Source organism: Salinadaptatus halalkaliphilus, assembly GCF_006543045.1.
In the GTDB taxonomy this organism is placed as follows: domain Archaea; phylum Halobacteriota; class Halobacteria; order Halobacteriales; family Natrialbaceae; genus Salinadaptatus; species Salinadaptatus halalkaliphilus.
Window position 1 is genome coordinate 136,836 of the sequence record NZ_RBZW01000055.1, and the last position, 15,289, is coordinate 152,124.

A 15,289-nucleotide genomic window follows, 5' to 3' on the forward strand; every position below is an offset into this window, starting at 1 on the left:
AAATAGCGATCGCTTCTGGTGTACGGGCGGCGTGTCGTCGACGCTCCCGGGCGAACCCGCGGCTAGTCACTGCTCGCCGGTGGTCACGAACCGAACCTGGACGGCGACCTCGTAGGCCGCGTGTTCGTTGATACGATCCTCGAGCGTCGCGATCAGGTCGGGGTCGTAGATATCCGGTGGGCCGCCGACTTCGATGACGACGACGGTGTAGGACTCCTCGTCGACGCCGATGTCTTGCAGCGCATCGAGGATCGGTTCGACGGCGTTGGTCGGGACCGGAAAGTGGACGACGCCGTCGTACTCCCTGGTGCTGGTCTCGTCGGTTACGACGTAGTCGATTCCCTCCTCGTCCAGCATGCCGAAGACGGCCCGGCGTTTCCCGGCCGGAATCGTGACCTGGATGTGTCGCACCGTCGGAAGGGACATCACTCGGCCCCAAAGGTTTCCCGTTGGCACGTGCGCGGCGCTCATACTGTCGGACAGAACGACGTGACGCCGATCGGGTAAGGAGTCGTCGAATTCGACAGCTACACGTCGCGATCGGGATACAGAATCTCGAGGCTCGTCCCGTCGTCGGGGACGAACACCTCGCCGTCGAACGTCTCGCGGGCCTGTGCGAGATGGTCGTCGGTGTGGCCGGCATACCGTGAGGAGATGTGTACCAGCGCGAGCCGTTTCGCGCCGGCTCGAGCGGCGATCTCGCCGGCACCGCGGGCCGTCGAGTGGGCCGTCTTCGTCGCTCGCTCGGCGCGGTCGTCGGCGAAGGTGGCGTCGTGAATGAGTAGATCCGGCTCGTCGGCGGCCTCGATAGTCGCCGTCGTCGGTCGCGTGTCGCCGGTGTAGACGATCGATCGGCCCGGTCGGGGGTCGCCGACGACCTGCTCCGGGTGGACGACGGTGCCGCCCTCGAGTTCGACGGGCGTCCCCTCGTGGAGCTGTGAGAACTTCGGGCCGACGGGGACGCCGAGCTCCTCGGCGCGCTCGCGGTCGAAGCGACCCTTGCGGTCGTCCTCGAGGAGCGCGTAGCCGAGCGAGCGCGTGTCGTGATCGGTGTCGAGCGTCCGAACCTCGTACTCGTCGGTCCGGTAGGCGATGTCGCCGGCCACGTGTTCGTTGATGTGGACCGGAAACGAGGGGCGGGTGTTCAGCGCCTCGATCAGGTTGCGCAACTGCTCGCGCGTGCCCCGAGGCGTGTGGATCGTCAGGGGATCCTCGCGATCGTTGAACGCCATCGTCTGGAGCAAGCCCGGAATACCGAGCACGTGGTCGCCGTGGGTGTGCGTGACAAAGAGCTGCGAGATGGCAAAACCGGTCCCAAAGCGCATGAGCTGACGCTGGGTTCCCTCGCCGGCGTCGAACAACAACTGCTCGCCCTCGCGGGCGACGAAGATTCCGCTCGGATTCCGCTCGGTCGTCGGAATCGCTCCTGCCGTCCCCAGAAACGTCACGCGCAGTGGCATCAGCTATCCCTTCGACCGCCCGCGGCTAAACCCGCTTCGATCGCTCGAGACGTTCTCGGGACCTCCTCTCGAAGGCGGGCCGTGGACCGGCTGCGGTGGCCGGCGATCACGAAGTTCTCACAGCTCCACTCGTTCGAAACGGTTCGAATCCGACCGAATCGACGACACCGACCGCCACCCTGTGAACGGACGACGTGTTTTAGGTGCCCCGGCGTCGTAATGCAGGTATCGGTCGAAACCCCCAATGAGTTCGAGATCGACCCTCGGTACGGTCAAACGAATCGTCGCCATCCTGCTGGCGATCGCCATCGTGCTCGCGGCGGGCGTGATCGTCGGGCAGGCGCCGGCGCTGTTCGGCGTCGAAGAGGAACTCGAGGCGTCGATCGAGTTCGAGGACCAACACGGCGAGGGCGAGAACGTCACTGTCGCGGAGGTGGCGCTCTCCGACGGCGGCTTCGTCGTCATCACCGACGACGACGGACAGCCGCTTGCCGTCTCGGACTACCTCGAGGCCGGGAGCCACGAGAACGTCACGGTCGAGCGAAACGAGGACGCAGACGACACCGAACTCCTCGGTCGGTTGACCGCGACGGTACACCAGGATACGACCGACGACGAGAGCTATGCCTACGCACAGACCGACGGCACGGAGGATCACCCCTACCTCGAAAACGGCTTCCCGGTCACCGATACCGCGACGGTGACGACGACCGACGACGAGGGGCTCGTGACCGACTCGTTCACCGTCGACGCCGTCGATGGTCCCTCGACCGTGACCACGAACGAGACGCCCACGATCGTTGCCGACATTTCCAATCCGACGGATCTCCAGAGCCAACAGCCGATCGAATTCCGAATCGACGGCCAGCTCGTCGAACAACAGACGCTGGATCTCGAGGCCGGGGAGTCCAGAGAGATCGCCGCCGAGATCGACATGCGAAGCGTCCACCCCGGCGAGCGAACGATCGGCGTCTACACCGACGGCGACGGGATGCTCGTGTCGATCGATGTCGAGTTCCACGCCGAACCGATGGTCGCGGTTCGCGAGGCCAGCGACGAGTCGGTGACCGTCGACGCGGCGATCCCTGCAGCGGGGTTCGTTGCGATCGAGCACAACGAGACCGACGAGACGCTCGGAACGAGCGCCAGCCTCGAGCCAGGCGAACACGACGACATCCGGATCAGTCTCGACGAGAACGCGACGATCGAAGCCGACGACGAACTTCGCGCGGTGCTCTACGAGGGCGATCCGGACGACCTCGAGGCCGCGACCGTGATCGAGGACGACGATGGCGACCCCGTCGAAGCGACGATCACGCTCGAGGACGACACGGCGGCCGACGACGCGTCGGACGACGAGCCGACGGTGGAGACCGCTCTCGGCGCGTAACCGACCGATTCTTACGCGGGCCGTCCCTATTGGGAGGCGATGGACGCGCCGCTGTGGACCGACACGTACGCCCCGGAGTTGGCCGAGTTACCACAGGACGACGCCCGCGAGTACCTCCAGCGGGCCGTCGACGAGCCGATCAACCTCCTCCTCCAGGGGCCACCGGGAAGCGGAAAGACGGCTGCGGCGCGAGCGCTGGCTCGCGAGGCCCACACGGATCCGGACAACGACCTGATCGAGATCAACGTCGCGGACTTCTTCGGGCGGACGAAGACCGAGATCAAGAACGATCCCCGATTCGCGCAGTTTCTGACCGGGCGATCGTCGATGTCCAAGCGCGACATGATCAACCGCGTGCTCAAGGAATCGGCGAGCTACGCCGCCGTCTCCGGCGAGTACAAGACAATCCTGCTGGACAACGCCGAAGACGTCCGCGAGGACTTCCAGCAGGCGCTGCGACGGATCATGGAACAACACCACCGGACGACCCAGTTCATCGTCGCGACGCGCCAGCCGACGAAGCTCATCCCGCCGATCCGCTCGCGGTGTTTCCCCGTTTCGTTCCGGTCGCCGACGACCGCCGAGACCGTCACCGTCCTCGAGCGAATCGTCGAGCGCGAGGGCGTCGAGTACGACGCCGACGGCCTCGAGTTCGTCGCCGGCTACGCCGACGGCAACCTCCGGCAGGCGATCCTGGCGGCCCAGACCACCGTCGAGGACGCCGGCGAGTTGACGATGACCGGGGCCTACGAAACCATCGGCGAGGTCGGTCTCGAGGACGACATCGAGTCGATGCTCGCAGACGCCGAGGCCGGCGAGTTTACCGACGCTCGAAAGGCCTTAGACGACCTGCTCGTCGACGAGGGACTCGACGGGCAGGAAGTCCTCGAGAGCATCCTCGAGATCGCCCGGAAACGCTATCAGGGCGAGAAACTGGCACGCACTCACCGACTCGCCGCGGATGTCGAGTTCGAGATGCACGAGGGGTCCAGCGACCGCATTCACGTCTCGCATCTACTTGCGGAACTCGGCCGCGACGCCTGAAACGCATGAGTGGATCGAACGTCGAATCGGACGAGCCCGATCGCGACGGCGAGTCGGTTGCCTCGAGTCGCGGCCCCGTCGTCGATCGGCTATCGACGGTCGTCGCCGTCGTCGGTTTTCTGGTGCTTGCGACCAACGACGCGCCGCCGCTTGCCGACATCGGCCTCCCGACGGTGTTTCTGGCGTGTCTCGCCGTCGGAACGCTGGTCGGCCTCGCGTCGTACCGGGTAGTCGGCCCGCAGGTTCGCCCGCCGCTGTGGCTCGGCGTCGTCACCGCCGTTGCCCTCTCGGTGCCGATCCTCGTCGTCCTGTTGCTTACCGGCAGCTACACCGCGGAACGCGGCTGGGCAGTGTCGCTTGGCTGTGCGATGTTCGGCCTCGGCGCGACCGTTCGGGCGATCCGCGCCCAACAGCGGGCCGAGCCGGCCTGAACGCGATCTCCCACAGCGCGTCTCTCGTTCGACGCTCGGGAACGCAGCCGACGAACCCAAACAATGCGGCCAGTACAGCTATCCGTGGATGCTCACTCGAGAGTAGATGAACGTGGCACGACTCCATCTCCCTACCCGCGTCCGGCGCAGTTACACCGCGAAACTGGGGACGATCTTCGCCCTCGTGATCGCGGTGACGGTCGCGTTCGGCGGGGCAGTCTACCTCGAGATCACGGCTGCCATCGCCGACGCGAACGCCGGCGCGGACGCGACTGTCGGGGCAGTTGCCGTCTCGGCAATTTTGGGTCTGATCGTACTGACCGTAATCAATCTCGGACTGGTTGCAGCGACCGTCGGCGGCAACACCGCCGCCTCGCTTGCCTCGCTGTCGAACAAGGCCAGTCGGATGAGCGAGGAAGAACTCGAGGTCGACCTCGAGAGTCGGCGCGAGGACGAGATCGGCGACCTGTACGACTCCTTCGCCGAGATGCGTGACTCGCTGCGTGAGTCGATTGAGACTGCCGAGCGAGAGCGGGCGCGTGCCGAAGACGCCCTCGAGGAAGCCGAAAGCGAGCGCCAGCGCGCCGAGGAGGCCCGCGAAGCGGTCGAACGCGAACGCGAGCGCCTTGCGGAGATCAACGACGACCTCGAGCGGGAGGCCGAGCGGTTCAGCGACGTGATGGCCGCCTGCGCCGACGGCGATTTTACCCGTCGGCTCGAGGCCCACAGCGAGAACGACGCGATGGTCGCGATCGCCGACTCGTTCAACGAGATGATGGACGGGATCGAGGACCTCGTCGGCCGGATCGACGCCTTCGCCGAGAACGTCTCGGAAAGCAGCCAACAGGTGCGAACGAACGCCGAGCACGTGATGGACGCAAGTGACGACGTCACCCAGACCATTCAGGAGATTTCTCGCGGTGCGAACAACCAGACGGAGAACATTCAGGAAATCGCCCGCGAGATGGACGACATCTCGGCGACGACCGAACAGATGGCCGCAAGCGCCGCCGGCGTCGCCGAAACCTCCCAAGAGGCCGCTACTGCCGGCGAAACGGGCCGTGAAACCGCCGAGAAGGCCATCACCGAAATGAACGAGGTCGAAGCCCAGACCGAAGAGGCAGTCGAAGCGATCGAAGCCCTCTACGAGGAAACCCAGGCGATCGGCGAGGTGACCGAACTAATCGCCGACATCGCCGAACAGACGAATCTGCTCGCGCTGAACGCTTCGATCGAGGCTGCTCACGCGAACGACGACGGTGACGGGTTCGCCGTCGTCGCCAGCGAGGTAAAATCCCTCGCTGAAGAGACGAAAGAAGCGACCGGCGAGATCGACGCGTTGATCGGGCGCATTCAGAATCAGTCCCAGGAAACCGTCGAGGATATCCGGGAGACGAGCGATCGGATTTCGAGCGGTGTCGAGACCGTCGAGGAAACCGCTAACTCGCTCGAGCGGATCGTCGAGGCCGTCGAAGAGGCAAACGCCGGCATTCAGGAGATCAACGAGTCGACGGATACGCAGGCGCGGTCGGCACAGCAGGTCGTAAACATGACCGACGACGTGGCCGCGGTGTCAGAGGAGACGGCCGCGGAAGCCGAAAGCGTCGCGAACGCCGCACAAACGCAGTCCGAATCCGTCCGGGACGTCTTCGAACGGGTCGACGACCTCGCCGAGCAGGCCGACGCGCTGCTCGACATCCTGCAGGATACGGAGGTCTCCCAAAGCCGGACCGACGAGCAACCCGCACGGACCGTCACTGGTGATGCGGTATGATCGAGATCACGACCTGGTTTACGATCGGCGCGGTTGGGATGCTCGTCGGCACCGCGGCGTTTCTCCGGCGGTGGCTCTCAGCGGGCGACGACGACCGGCGCTACTACGCGACGCTTTCGGCGATCAGCCTGATCGCGGCCGTGGCGTACGCGTTGATGGCGCTCGAGGTAGGGTGGATCACGGTCGACGAACGGGTGGTCTTCGCGCCGCGGTACGTCGACTGGATTCTGACCACGCCGCTGTTGCTGGCGTTTCTGGGGTGGCTCGCGGGCGTCGAGCGCGAGACCCTGCTGCAGGTCGTCGGTGTCAATACCGTCGTCATGGTGGCCGGATTCGTCGCGGCCATCCTCTCGGGGGTCGAACGGTACGCGCTGTTTGCCGTCGGCGGAATCGCATACGTCGTCCTCGTCTACCTGGTCCTGGGTCCGATGACGGCGCGTGCGGCCGAACGCGACGATGGGACGGAATCGTTGTTCAACAGCCTGCGAAACCTCACGATCATCCTCTGGTCGGTTTACCCGATCATCTGGCTGCTCGGGCCGCCGGGACTGGCGCTGCTGACGCCCGGCGTCGACGTCATGCTGATTACCTATCTCGATCTCCTCACGAAGGTCGGCTTCGGTCTGATCGCGCTCAATGCGAGCACGGTCATCGAAGCGGAGTACGAGACGGCCGGCATCGACGCAGGTGCCAAGCAGCCGGCCTGATACGAGCGTCGTCGTCTGTTTCGATACAGCCGCGACAGCCAGGTAGTTTGCCCAAGGCGTGCGTCACTCGGTCCCGTCGCCGATCGGCTCTCGACGGTCGCTGCGGTCGTCGGCCTCGTCCTGTTTCGCGTACTCGGTCCAGCGGTTCGGGGCCACTGTGGCTTGGGGTGGGTACCGCCATTTTCCTCTCGGTGCCGATCTTGCCGGTCCTCTTACCCACCGGCAACTACGCCGCACCGCTGGGCTGGGCGATCTCGCTGGGCGCCGCGATGTTCGGCTTCGGCGCGGGCGCTCGAGCGCTGCAGGCCCAGGACGGGTCGAGACCGGCTGCACGCTGGCGAGGAACCGTGACGGCGTCTCCATCGACCGTCGACGTGCGCCGATCACGGTGACTACTGTTCCGACGACCGCCGCCGCTCGGGACCACGGACAGTTTTCTCGCGGGCGATCGAATCGGCCAGCTATGCCGACCGTCGTCGAGACTCACATCGAGAATCGCTTTCGCGTCCAGCCGAACCACGCCAACAACAACGACACGCTCCACGGGGGGAACCTCATGAAGTGGCTCGACGAGGTCGGCGCGATGTCGGCCATGCGCTTTGCAGGCGACACCTGCGTCACCGCTCGTGTCAACGATCTCGATTTCGAGCGCCCGATCGGAATCGGGGATACGGCCCTCGTGGAAGCGTACGTCTACGACGTCGGCCACACGAGCGTCCACGTCGCGCTCCGGGCCTGGCGCGAAGAACCACGCAGCGGCGAGACGGAGAAGACGACCGAATCGTCGTTCACCTTCGTCGCGATCGACGCCGACGGCGGCCCACAGCCCGTTCCCGATCTCACCGTCGAGAGCGACGAGGGCGAACGGTTGCGCGAGCGAGCACTCGAGAGCGACCAGTACTAACCGTCTTCCGACTCCCGAACGTCGTTTCGCCTGCGTCGCGGACGATTTGGAATTCGGCTCCGGTCTTGCGGTCAAGTTCGTCGCGCAGTGCCGCCGGAATTGTCACCCGACGGCGACCGTCGAGTTGGACGGAACCATACGTGTCGGTCGAATTGTTCTGGGGTTCGGTTACCGAATCGCCTGTCGAGAAAGGACGGCATCGTTCACCATAAGATCGGGGACGATTCGGTCGGGCGTCTCCTCATTCCAGCACCAGCACGTACCGCGTCAGTGAGCGATGAACCCGCCGTTCGAAGGCGGCCTCGAGTTCCCACCCGGCCTCGCGAGCTTCGCTCGCCCACGACCGATCCGCGACGACGACGGCCCGCGAGCCGACCCGTCGGGCTTGCGCGAGCGCGCCCGAAACGAGATCCTCGAGCCGGTGGGTTTCGACCTTCGACTGACGACCGTAGGGGGCGTCGAAGACGACCGCGTCGGCCGAATCGTCCGGGAGGGGGAGCCGCGTCGCGTCCCCGCGGCCGACGTGCCAGTCGCCGCGGGAAACACCTGTGGGGGAGGGTTCGTCGCGCTCGAGGAAGTGCTCGAGATTCGTCCGAGCACCCGCCGCCATCTTCGCCTGGGCGTCGGTGCCGATCACGTCGGCGCCGAGGAGGCCGGCCTCGACGAGGACGCCGCCGGTGCCACACATCGGATCCAACACGGTCGCGCCCGCTTTCGCGCCCGCGATGTTCGCGACGGCGCGAGCGAGCAGCGGATCCATACTGCCCGGCTGGAAGAAGGGCTTGTCCGTCGGCGCTCGAGCGCCGAAATCACGGACGCTTGCGGCCGCGAGCCAGCCCAGGGCACAGATCGAGACGGCGTTGCCCTCGGCTCTCCCGTCGCGGCGGTCCTCACGCTCGAACAGGTCCCCATCGAGGGCGTCCGCCTCGAGTCGGCCGGCCGAAAAGACCGCCCGCAGGACGTGGTCGGGATCCTCGAGGTCGACGGAAAAGCCGCGGTCGACGAGCACCTGGCCGAGTTCGCGCTCGGCGCGTTCGGTGTCGACGCCGCTTTCCCCGTGGACATCCGTCGCCCGCACCGCGATCGAGCCCTCGCGCTCGAGGGTGGCGGCCTCGAGCAGGGTGCGAGCGCTCGTGAGATCGGCGTCGGTCCGGCCGAGGAGATCGCTCGCGCGGTGGGTATAAGCCAGCCCGCGGACGCGCTCGGGGACGATGGCGTCGGCGAGGGCGACCGATGGCCCGACGAGGTCGACGCCGGTCGCCGCACTCGCCGCTTCGCGGGCGGCGAAGGCGTCGTCCTCGCCGCCTAACTCGAGCAGATACACGGCCGATGTTCGCTCCGGTTCGGATATCAGCGTGTCGCTTCGGCGCTCCCGAGTACTGATACGGAGTACTGTCCCGATCTACCGGCCCAATCGCCACCTGAGTCGCGATTGGGCCGGAACTGACTACAGGAAACCGTCCGAGACCCACGAGCGTCGCCGCGTTGGGAAATATACCGGATATATCAGGTGGCGGTACTAACCTTTATAAGCCTTAAATACGTTTTTTAAAGCGACTTATGACGGATCCGAAGGACACCATCAATATCGAAAACGTGGTGGCGTCGACCGGCATCGGACAGGAACTCGACCTCCAGAGCGTCGCGATGGACCTCGAGGGGGCCGACTACGACCCCGAGCAGTTTCCCGGTCTCGTCTACCGAACACAGAATCCCAAGTCCGCCGCCCTGATCTTCCGCTCGGGGAAGATCGTCTGTACGGGCGCGAAAAGCACGGACGACGTCCACGAGAGCCTGCGCATCGTCTTCGACAAGCTCCGTGAACTCCAGATTCAGGTCAACGAGGACCCCGAGATCGTCGTCCAGAATATCGTCACCTCGGCCGATCTCGGCCGCAACCTCAACCTGAACGCGATCGCGATCGGCCTCGGCCTCGAGAACATCGAGTACGAACCCGAGCAGTTCCCCGGGCTGGTTTACCGACTCGACGACCCCGAAGTGGTGGCCCTGTTGTTCGGCTCCGGGAAGCTCGTCATCACCGGCGGGAAGAAACCGGAAGACGCCGAACACGCCGTCGACAAGATCGTCTCGCGACTCGAGGATCTCGGCCTGCTCGAGTAACGCGTCGTCGCCGGATCGTTCGATCGGCTGGTCGCGTCTCGCTACGTCGCCGTCGCCGCCGCGTGCGTCGCGATGATCCGTGCTGGTACGAGCAGATACCGATGTGCCGGGCGGTCGTTGACGGGGTTGGGGGACGTAGCCTGGCAAAATGCAACCGCTGTTGCTCGGCGTCGGTATCGTTCTCTTGCTCGCGGTCATCGTCGACATTCTTTGGACGACCCTTTGGGTCGACGGCGGCTCGGGACCGCTCTCGGGGCGCCTGTCGACGGCTGTCTGGCGCGGGCTTCGACGGATCGCGACGGATCGAAACCGGGCGCTCAGTCTCGCCGGACCGATCATTCTGGTACTGACGCTGGCAATGTGGATCGGCCTGCTCTGGCTCGGCTGGACGCTGCTGTTTGCCGGAGGTTCTCCCGCGCTCGTCAGCACGCACACCGGCGATCCGGCTGACTGGACGGGACACGTCTACTACGTCGCCTACACGATGTTTACGAACGGTAACGGCGACTACACGCCGACGACCGGGACCTGGGAGATCGCCAGTTCGTTCACGACCGCAACGGGCATGGCCTTTGTCACGCTCGCGGTGTCGTACGTCCTTTCGGTGCTCGGGGCCGTCTCCGAGAAACGATCGTTCGCAAGCGACGTCACCGGCCTCGGCGAGCGCCCCGAAGCGTTCGTCCGGGCGAGCTGGCACGACGAGGATTTTGACGGGATCGGACTGCCACTCGAGTCGATGGCCGCCGATCTCTCCTTGCTTGCGGACCAGCACAAATCGTATCCGATTCTCCACTACTATCACAGCGAGAGTGCCGACCGCGCGTCCGCCGTCGCCGTCGCGATTCTCGACGAGGCGCTGTCGTGCTATCGCCACGGAGTCGCCGACGACGCCGAACCGAACCCCCCGCTGGTCACGGACGCCCGCTCGAGCGTCGACAGCTACCTCGAGACGTTGGATACGGCCTTCATCGAGCCGGCCGAGAAAGCGCCGCCGGAGCCCGATCTCGAGCGCATTCGCGAGGACGGCGTACCGACGGTATCGGACGAGGAGTTCGCGTCGGCCCTTACAGCGCTCGTCGATCGCCGTCGAAAGCTACTCGGTGTCGTCGAGGCCGATGCCTGGGAGTGGCCGCCAGTCGAGGAGTGAGACGGGTTACGGTCCGTCCTTTCCGGCGCAACTGCGACCCGGAGCTTGCGCGGGTACATCGGTACGTACGAACGGATACGTGCCCTGTATCGGCACTCGAAAAGGGGGTGGCCCGATGTGGGGCCGAGCGAACGTGGGTGTGGGGAGAGACACGACAGCGGTGGGGTGCACAACAGCGGACTGACGCCGGGGTGAGCCGTGTGCCCGCTGCAGTTCGTCTTCCGATCCCGTGACAAGTAACCGTGCTGCCAACATGTGTTGGGAGTCAGGGGTGCAGTTGTTGGGATAGGTACGTTCAAGGCGGTGCTCGACCCACCGTGGTGTATGCTTCGCTCGTTCGAAGGGACCGAACCGCAGGTCGCCGACTCGGCCTACGTCGACGAGGCGGCGGTCGTCATCGGCGACGTGATCGTCGAGGAAGACGCCAGCGTCTGGCCGAACACGACGTTACGTGGCGATCACGGGACGATCGTCATCGGAGAGGGGGCTAACGTCCAGGACAACGCCGTCCTCCACGAGGACGCTGAACTCGAGCCCTATTCGACGGTCGGCCACAGCGCCATCGTCCACGACGCGACCGTCGCCGAGAACGCGTTGATCGGGATGAACGCCGTCGTCCTGGACGGTGCCGAGATCGGCGAGGGGGCCGTCGTCGGGGCCGGCAGCGTCGTCACCGAGGGGACCGACGTTCCGCCCTCGACGCTCGTCGTGGGATCGCCTGCCGAACCAAAGACCGAGATCGACAGCCCCCACCTCCAGGCGACGGCCGACCGATACGTCGAGCTCTCGAGTCGCCACGACGAGGCCTCCGAGCGACTCGAGTGACGGAACTGACTCCGTCGACGTAACGGAACACCGATTCGGCCGAGTTACGTCCCGTCCCCGAGGGGAAACGCTGATACACACACCGCTCTAATCGATGGCCATGAGCGACTCGTCGTGGACCGATCGGATCGTCGGTGATCGAATGACCGTCGATCAGGAGTTTTCTTCCCGAGTGCAGTCCTCGGAGTTTTCGAACCAGCAGTGGAGTCTCATCATGACGGCGACGGAGTTCGAAATCGAACAGCCCGCCGACCCCGAGCAGGCCCGGATCGTCGCCAACACCGACAACGTCGACCAGATCATCCCCGAACTCGAGAACGTCGGCCAGGGGATGGGCGCCATGGGCGGCGCTGGCGGTGGGGGCGGTTCGAGTAACGCCTCGGGCGGGTTCCTCGACTCGATCAAGGGCGCGCTCGGTCTCGGTGGCGGCGAGAACGGGTCGAACGACGAGAAACGCGACGCCGCTGAACGACTCACCCAGGAGTACGCCGAAGCACTCCAGAACCACCTCGAATCGCAGGGACGCTGGGACGAGGTTCGAGAGGCGGCTGCCACGGACGGCGCCGCATGAGCGGCTTCCCTCTCGCTCGTTCGCGAGATGGGGACACGATACCGGATTCGAATGCGTGGCGCCGACGCCCACCAGCGTCGCGTCGATCGTATACGTCAGGTATAACCTCGAGACCACCCTATCCCGGGTATGTTCGAGATGCGTCCCGACCGGGAGGCCGAGGTGGCCCTCGTCGGTCGCTCTAACGTGGGGAAATCGACGCTCATGCGCGAGATCACCGGCCACAGCTTCGACACCGGCGGCAAGCCGGGGGTCACGCGCGAGCCAAACCACTACGACTGGGCCGCCGAGGACTTCGTTATCACCGATCTCCCGGGCTTTGGCTTCATGAGCGGCGTCGACGAGGACTACCGCGAGGAGATCAAGACGAACATCGTGCAGTATCTCGAGGAGTACGCCGACAACGTCTGCGTCGGCGTTCTGGTCGTCGACGGCAAGAGCGTCATTGATATCATTGACCGCCACTCCGGGCCCGATGAAATCCCCTACGATGTCGAGATGTTTCACTTTCTGCGAGACCTCGAGATACCGGTCGTCGTCGCGGTCAACAAGATGGACAAAGTCGAGGACAGAGACGAGCGTCTGAACGAGCTCTGTGATCGCCTCGGCCTCTATCCGCCCTGGAAACAGTGGCAAGAGACGATCGCGCCGATCACCGCCAAACGCGGCCAGATCGAGCCGCTGAACGAGGCCGTTCGCGAGCACCTTCACGAGCAGAACCGGGACGATCTGTTCAAGTTCTTCTGACTCGGACGGTGGTCACCCGTATCCTTCCCTGGACCGAAACTATTGGCGATTATCAAATGCATCAATCCGGCAGCGTCTCATACGGACCGTTGTAGTTCTTTACCGGTGATCACCGGTAAAACGCTACAACAATCCGTATCAGTGACGAACTGAACCGTACTATATCCACAGTAGACATATATACCACAATCACGAAAGGTTTTTCCGTTATTTAGCGAGTCTACTCAATGACCATATGACCCGTTCAGTGGGGGCCGACGACAGTACTGTGACCGACAACCTTTCGCGCCGGTCGTTTCTCGCCGCAGGTGGGGCTGGGGCTGCAACCGCGCTCGCCGGCTGTAGTGACGGTGAGGAGATCGACGCCGGCAACGGTGCGGACGAGGACACCGATGTCGATGGCGACTACCTTCGGATGGCCGTCGACTCGGTCAGTTCGCTGGATCCGGTGATCATCCAACTCGACAGCGTCGGCGAGTACAATATCTACGAACGACTGACCGACCACAGGAACGGTCAGCTTCCGGCCGAGGGCAACCTCGCCGAGGATTGGCGGACCGAAGACGACGGCCGCATCTACGAGTTCGACCTCAAGGAAGGCGTCCAGTACCACGACGGTCGCGAGATGACCGCCGACGACGTCGTCTACGCCTGGCGACGGATGGCCGAGTCGCCGGAGACGCGAAACGCCGACGACCTGTTGGACACGTTCGAGATCGCCCACGAACGCGACGACGACGGGGAGCTCGTTCCGGACTCGCTGGCGGTCGAAGCGGTCGACGACTACACCGTCCGCGTCGAACTCGCCCAACCGTTTTACCTGACCCTCGATCAGCTCGCGAACATCTCCTTCGCCGTCTATCCAGCGGGCGTCGTCGGCGATATCGAGGGCTACGACGGCGAGATGTCCCAGTCGGAGTTCGGCACCGAGAATCCGATCGGGTCCGGCCCGTTCCAGCTCGAAGAGTGGGAAGACGGGAGTCACCTCTCGATCGAACGGTTCGACGAATACCACGGCGAAGTCGCCGATATCGACGGCGTCCACTGGTCGATCATGGACGACTCGAATGCGCGACTGAACCGCGCCCTGAACCGGAACCTCGACGTGTTCACGATGGAACCGTCCCAGTTCGACCCCGACCTCCTCGAGATCGAGGAAACCGACGAGCAGGGCCGTGAGTTCGGCACCTACGGACCGCTCGACAACGACGAGATGGTCCAGTACCAGTCCTCCGAGGTGCTCGTCTCGTACTACATCGTCTTCAACACCGCGAACGTCGACGAACTCGCCGTTCGTCGGGCGATCGGCCACGTCATCGATCAACACGAACTCGCCGCGAACGAGTTCAACGACATGTACGACCCCGGCTACCACATCGTGCCGCCGTCGGCGTTCCCCGGTGGCGAGGACAACTACTGGGAGATGGCCGAATCGGACTACCCGTACGGCTACGCCGAGAGTCAGATCGACGAAGCTCGCGAACTCATGGAAGATGCGGGATACGGCGAGGACGACATGTACGAGCTGTCGCTGACCGTCTACCCCGATAGCATCTGGCAGGACTTCGGCGAACTACTGGCCTCGCAAGCGCGCGCAGCGCACATCGATATCGACGTTCAGGAGGCACCCCAATCGACGATCATCAACCAGGCCATCGAGGGGACGATGGACGCGTTCACGCTCTGGGATCGGATGGATTACCCCGGTCCGGACGTGTTCCACCGGTTTCTGCACCCGACGCCGGAGATGCCGCAGTTCACCCGCATTTCGGCCGGCGTCGACTCGGAATACGCCGACGAGGCCGCCGACGCGTGGGAACAGTACCTCGACAATCGCGGCCCGAGTGATGCGGAGGAACAGGCCCGAAACGAGGCGTTCGAGCGGATCGAGACGGCAAATCTGGAGATGGTTGCCCAGCTTCCCTTGCTCCACGAGCGTGTTCACCGGTTCGTCTACGACTGGGTCGACATCGACATGCACGGCGCCATGGAGTACCAACAGTACAATACGGTCTCGATCGACGACCAGCCGTAACCGCTACGCCGACCGACACTGCGCTGCCCGACCCGACGACTCACTACCAAAATGGAGTATACGCGTCCGCTACACCCATCGAACACCCCGCCACCGGCACTCGATCGGCCGAGCACTCGAGGCGAATCCGGCA

The 15,289-nt window shown here is 64.6% G+C and carries 15 protein-coding genes and 1 pseudogene; 13 read left to right on the plus strand and 3 right to left on the minus strand.

What is annotated here, in order from left to right:
• Positions 1 to 195 precede the first annotated feature (195 nt).
• Both D8Y22_RS16100 and rnz read right to left on the minus strand, forming a co-directional pair.
• Positions 196 to 411: pseudogene (locus D8Y22_RS16100) on the minus strand (TIGR00341 family protein); the annotation flags it as partial.
• Positions 412 to 527: 116 nt separating this feature from the next.
• Entirely contained in the window at positions 528 to 1,460 is a 933-nt protein-coding gene (rnz, locus tag D8Y22_RS16105; protein ID WP_141465707.1) for a ribonuclease Z, read from the minus strand.
• A 244-nt stretch (positions 1,461 to 1,704) separates the two neighbouring features.
• Here rnz and D8Y22_RS16110 point away from each other — a divergent pair, with 244 nt between their 5' ends.
• From D8Y22_RS16110 to D8Y22_RS16140, 7 genes are all read left to right on the plus strand, one after another.
• Complete coding sequence (locus D8Y22_RS16110) at positions 1,705 to 2,850, plus strand: DUF7282 domain-containing protein (protein ID WP_141465708.1); 1,146 nt, start codon at positions 1,705 to 1,707, stop codon at positions 2,848 to 2,850.
• Between the two features lie 39 nt (positions 2,851 to 2,889).
• Positions 2,890 to 3,894 carry an AAA family ATPase gene (locus tag D8Y22_RS16115; RefSeq protein ID WP_141465709.1) on the plus strand — a complete coding sequence of 335 codons (1,005 nt, stop codon included), beginning with the start codon at positions 2,890 to 2,892 and terminating at the stop codon, positions 3,892 to 3,894.
• A 5-nt stretch (positions 3,895 to 3,899) separates the two neighbouring features.
• Positions 3,900 to 4,325, plus strand: coding sequence for a hypothetical protein (locus D8Y22_RS16120; RefSeq protein WP_141465710.1), 426 nt, complete (start codon positions 3,900 to 3,902; stop codon positions 4,323 to 4,325).
• 106 nt (positions 4,326 to 4,431) lie between these two features.
• Positions 4,432 to 6,099, plus strand: coding sequence for a methyl-accepting chemotaxis protein (locus tag D8Y22_RS16125; RefSeq protein ID WP_141465711.1), 1,668 nt, complete (start codon positions 4,432 to 4,434; stop codon positions 6,097 to 6,099).
• Positions 6,096 to 6,806, plus strand: a complete 711-nt coding sequence (locus D8Y22_RS16130; protein ID WP_141465712.1) for a bacteriorhodopsin — start codon at positions 6,096 to 6,098, stop codon at positions 6,804 to 6,806. The genes D8Y22_RS16125 and D8Y22_RS16130 overlap by 4 nt, the downstream gene beginning before the upstream one ends.
• A 167-nt stretch (positions 6,807 to 6,973) precedes the next feature.
• On the plus strand, positions 6,974 to 7,198 hold the full coding sequence (locus tag D8Y22_RS16135) for a hypothetical protein (protein WP_141465713.1): 225 nt from the start codon (positions 6,974 to 6,976) through the stop codon (positions 7,196 to 7,198).
• Positions 7,199 to 7,269: 71 nt separating this feature from the next.
• Complete coding sequence (locus tag D8Y22_RS16140; RefSeq protein ID WP_141465714.1) at positions 7,270 to 7,710, plus strand: acyl-CoA thioesterase; 441 nt, start codon at positions 7,270 to 7,272, stop codon at positions 7,708 to 7,710.
• 241 nt (positions 7,711 to 7,951) lie between these two features.
• On the opposite strand, the gene D8Y22_RS16145 is transcribed toward D8Y22_RS16140, so the two are convergent.
• Positions 7,952 to 9,034 (minus strand): methyltransferase domain-containing protein, encoded by a 1,083-nt coding sequence (locus tag D8Y22_RS16145; RefSeq protein ID WP_141465715.1) that lies wholly within the window; start codon positions 9,032 to 9,034, stop codon positions 7,952 to 7,954.
• 236 nt (positions 9,035 to 9,270) lie between these two features.
• Here D8Y22_RS16145 and D8Y22_RS16150 point away from each other — a divergent pair, with 236 nt between their 5' ends.
• From D8Y22_RS16150 to D8Y22_RS16175, 6 genes are all read left to right on the plus strand, one after another.
• On the plus strand, positions 9,271 to 9,831 hold the full coding sequence (locus D8Y22_RS16150) for a TATA-box-binding protein (protein WP_004267580.1): 561 nt from the start codon (positions 9,271 to 9,273) through the stop codon (positions 9,829 to 9,831).
• A gap of 148 nt (positions 9,832 to 9,979) precedes the next feature.
• Positions 9,980 to 10,978, plus strand: a complete 999-nt coding sequence (locus D8Y22_RS16155) for a potassium channel family protein (RefSeq protein WP_141465716.1) — start codon at positions 9,980 to 9,982, stop codon at positions 10,976 to 10,978.
• Positions 10,979 to 11,302: 324 nt separating this feature from the next.
• Complete coding sequence (locus D8Y22_RS16160; RefSeq protein ID WP_141465717.1) at positions 11,303 to 11,803, plus strand: gamma carbonic anhydrase family protein; 501 nt, start codon at positions 11,303 to 11,305, stop codon at positions 11,801 to 11,803.
• A 100-nt stretch (positions 11,804 to 11,903) separates the two neighbouring features.
• On the plus strand, positions 11,904 to 12,374 hold the full coding sequence (locus D8Y22_RS16165) for a DUF5799 family protein (RefSeq protein ID WP_141465718.1): 471 nt from the start codon (positions 11,904 to 11,906) through the stop codon (positions 12,372 to 12,374).
• Positions 12,375 to 12,503: 129 nt separating this feature from the next.
• Positions 12,504 to 13,121, plus strand: coding sequence for a GTP-binding protein EngB (gene engB, locus D8Y22_RS16170; RefSeq protein WP_141465719.1), 618 nt, complete (start codon positions 12,504 to 12,506; stop codon positions 13,119 to 13,121).
• A 235-nt stretch (positions 13,122 to 13,356) separates the two neighbouring features.
• Complete coding sequence (locus D8Y22_RS16175) at positions 13,357 to 15,156, plus strand: ABC transporter substrate-binding protein (protein WP_141465720.1); 1,800 nt, start codon at positions 13,357 to 13,359, stop codon at positions 15,154 to 15,156.
• The last annotated feature ends 133 nt before the right edge of the window (positions 15,157 to 15,289 follow it).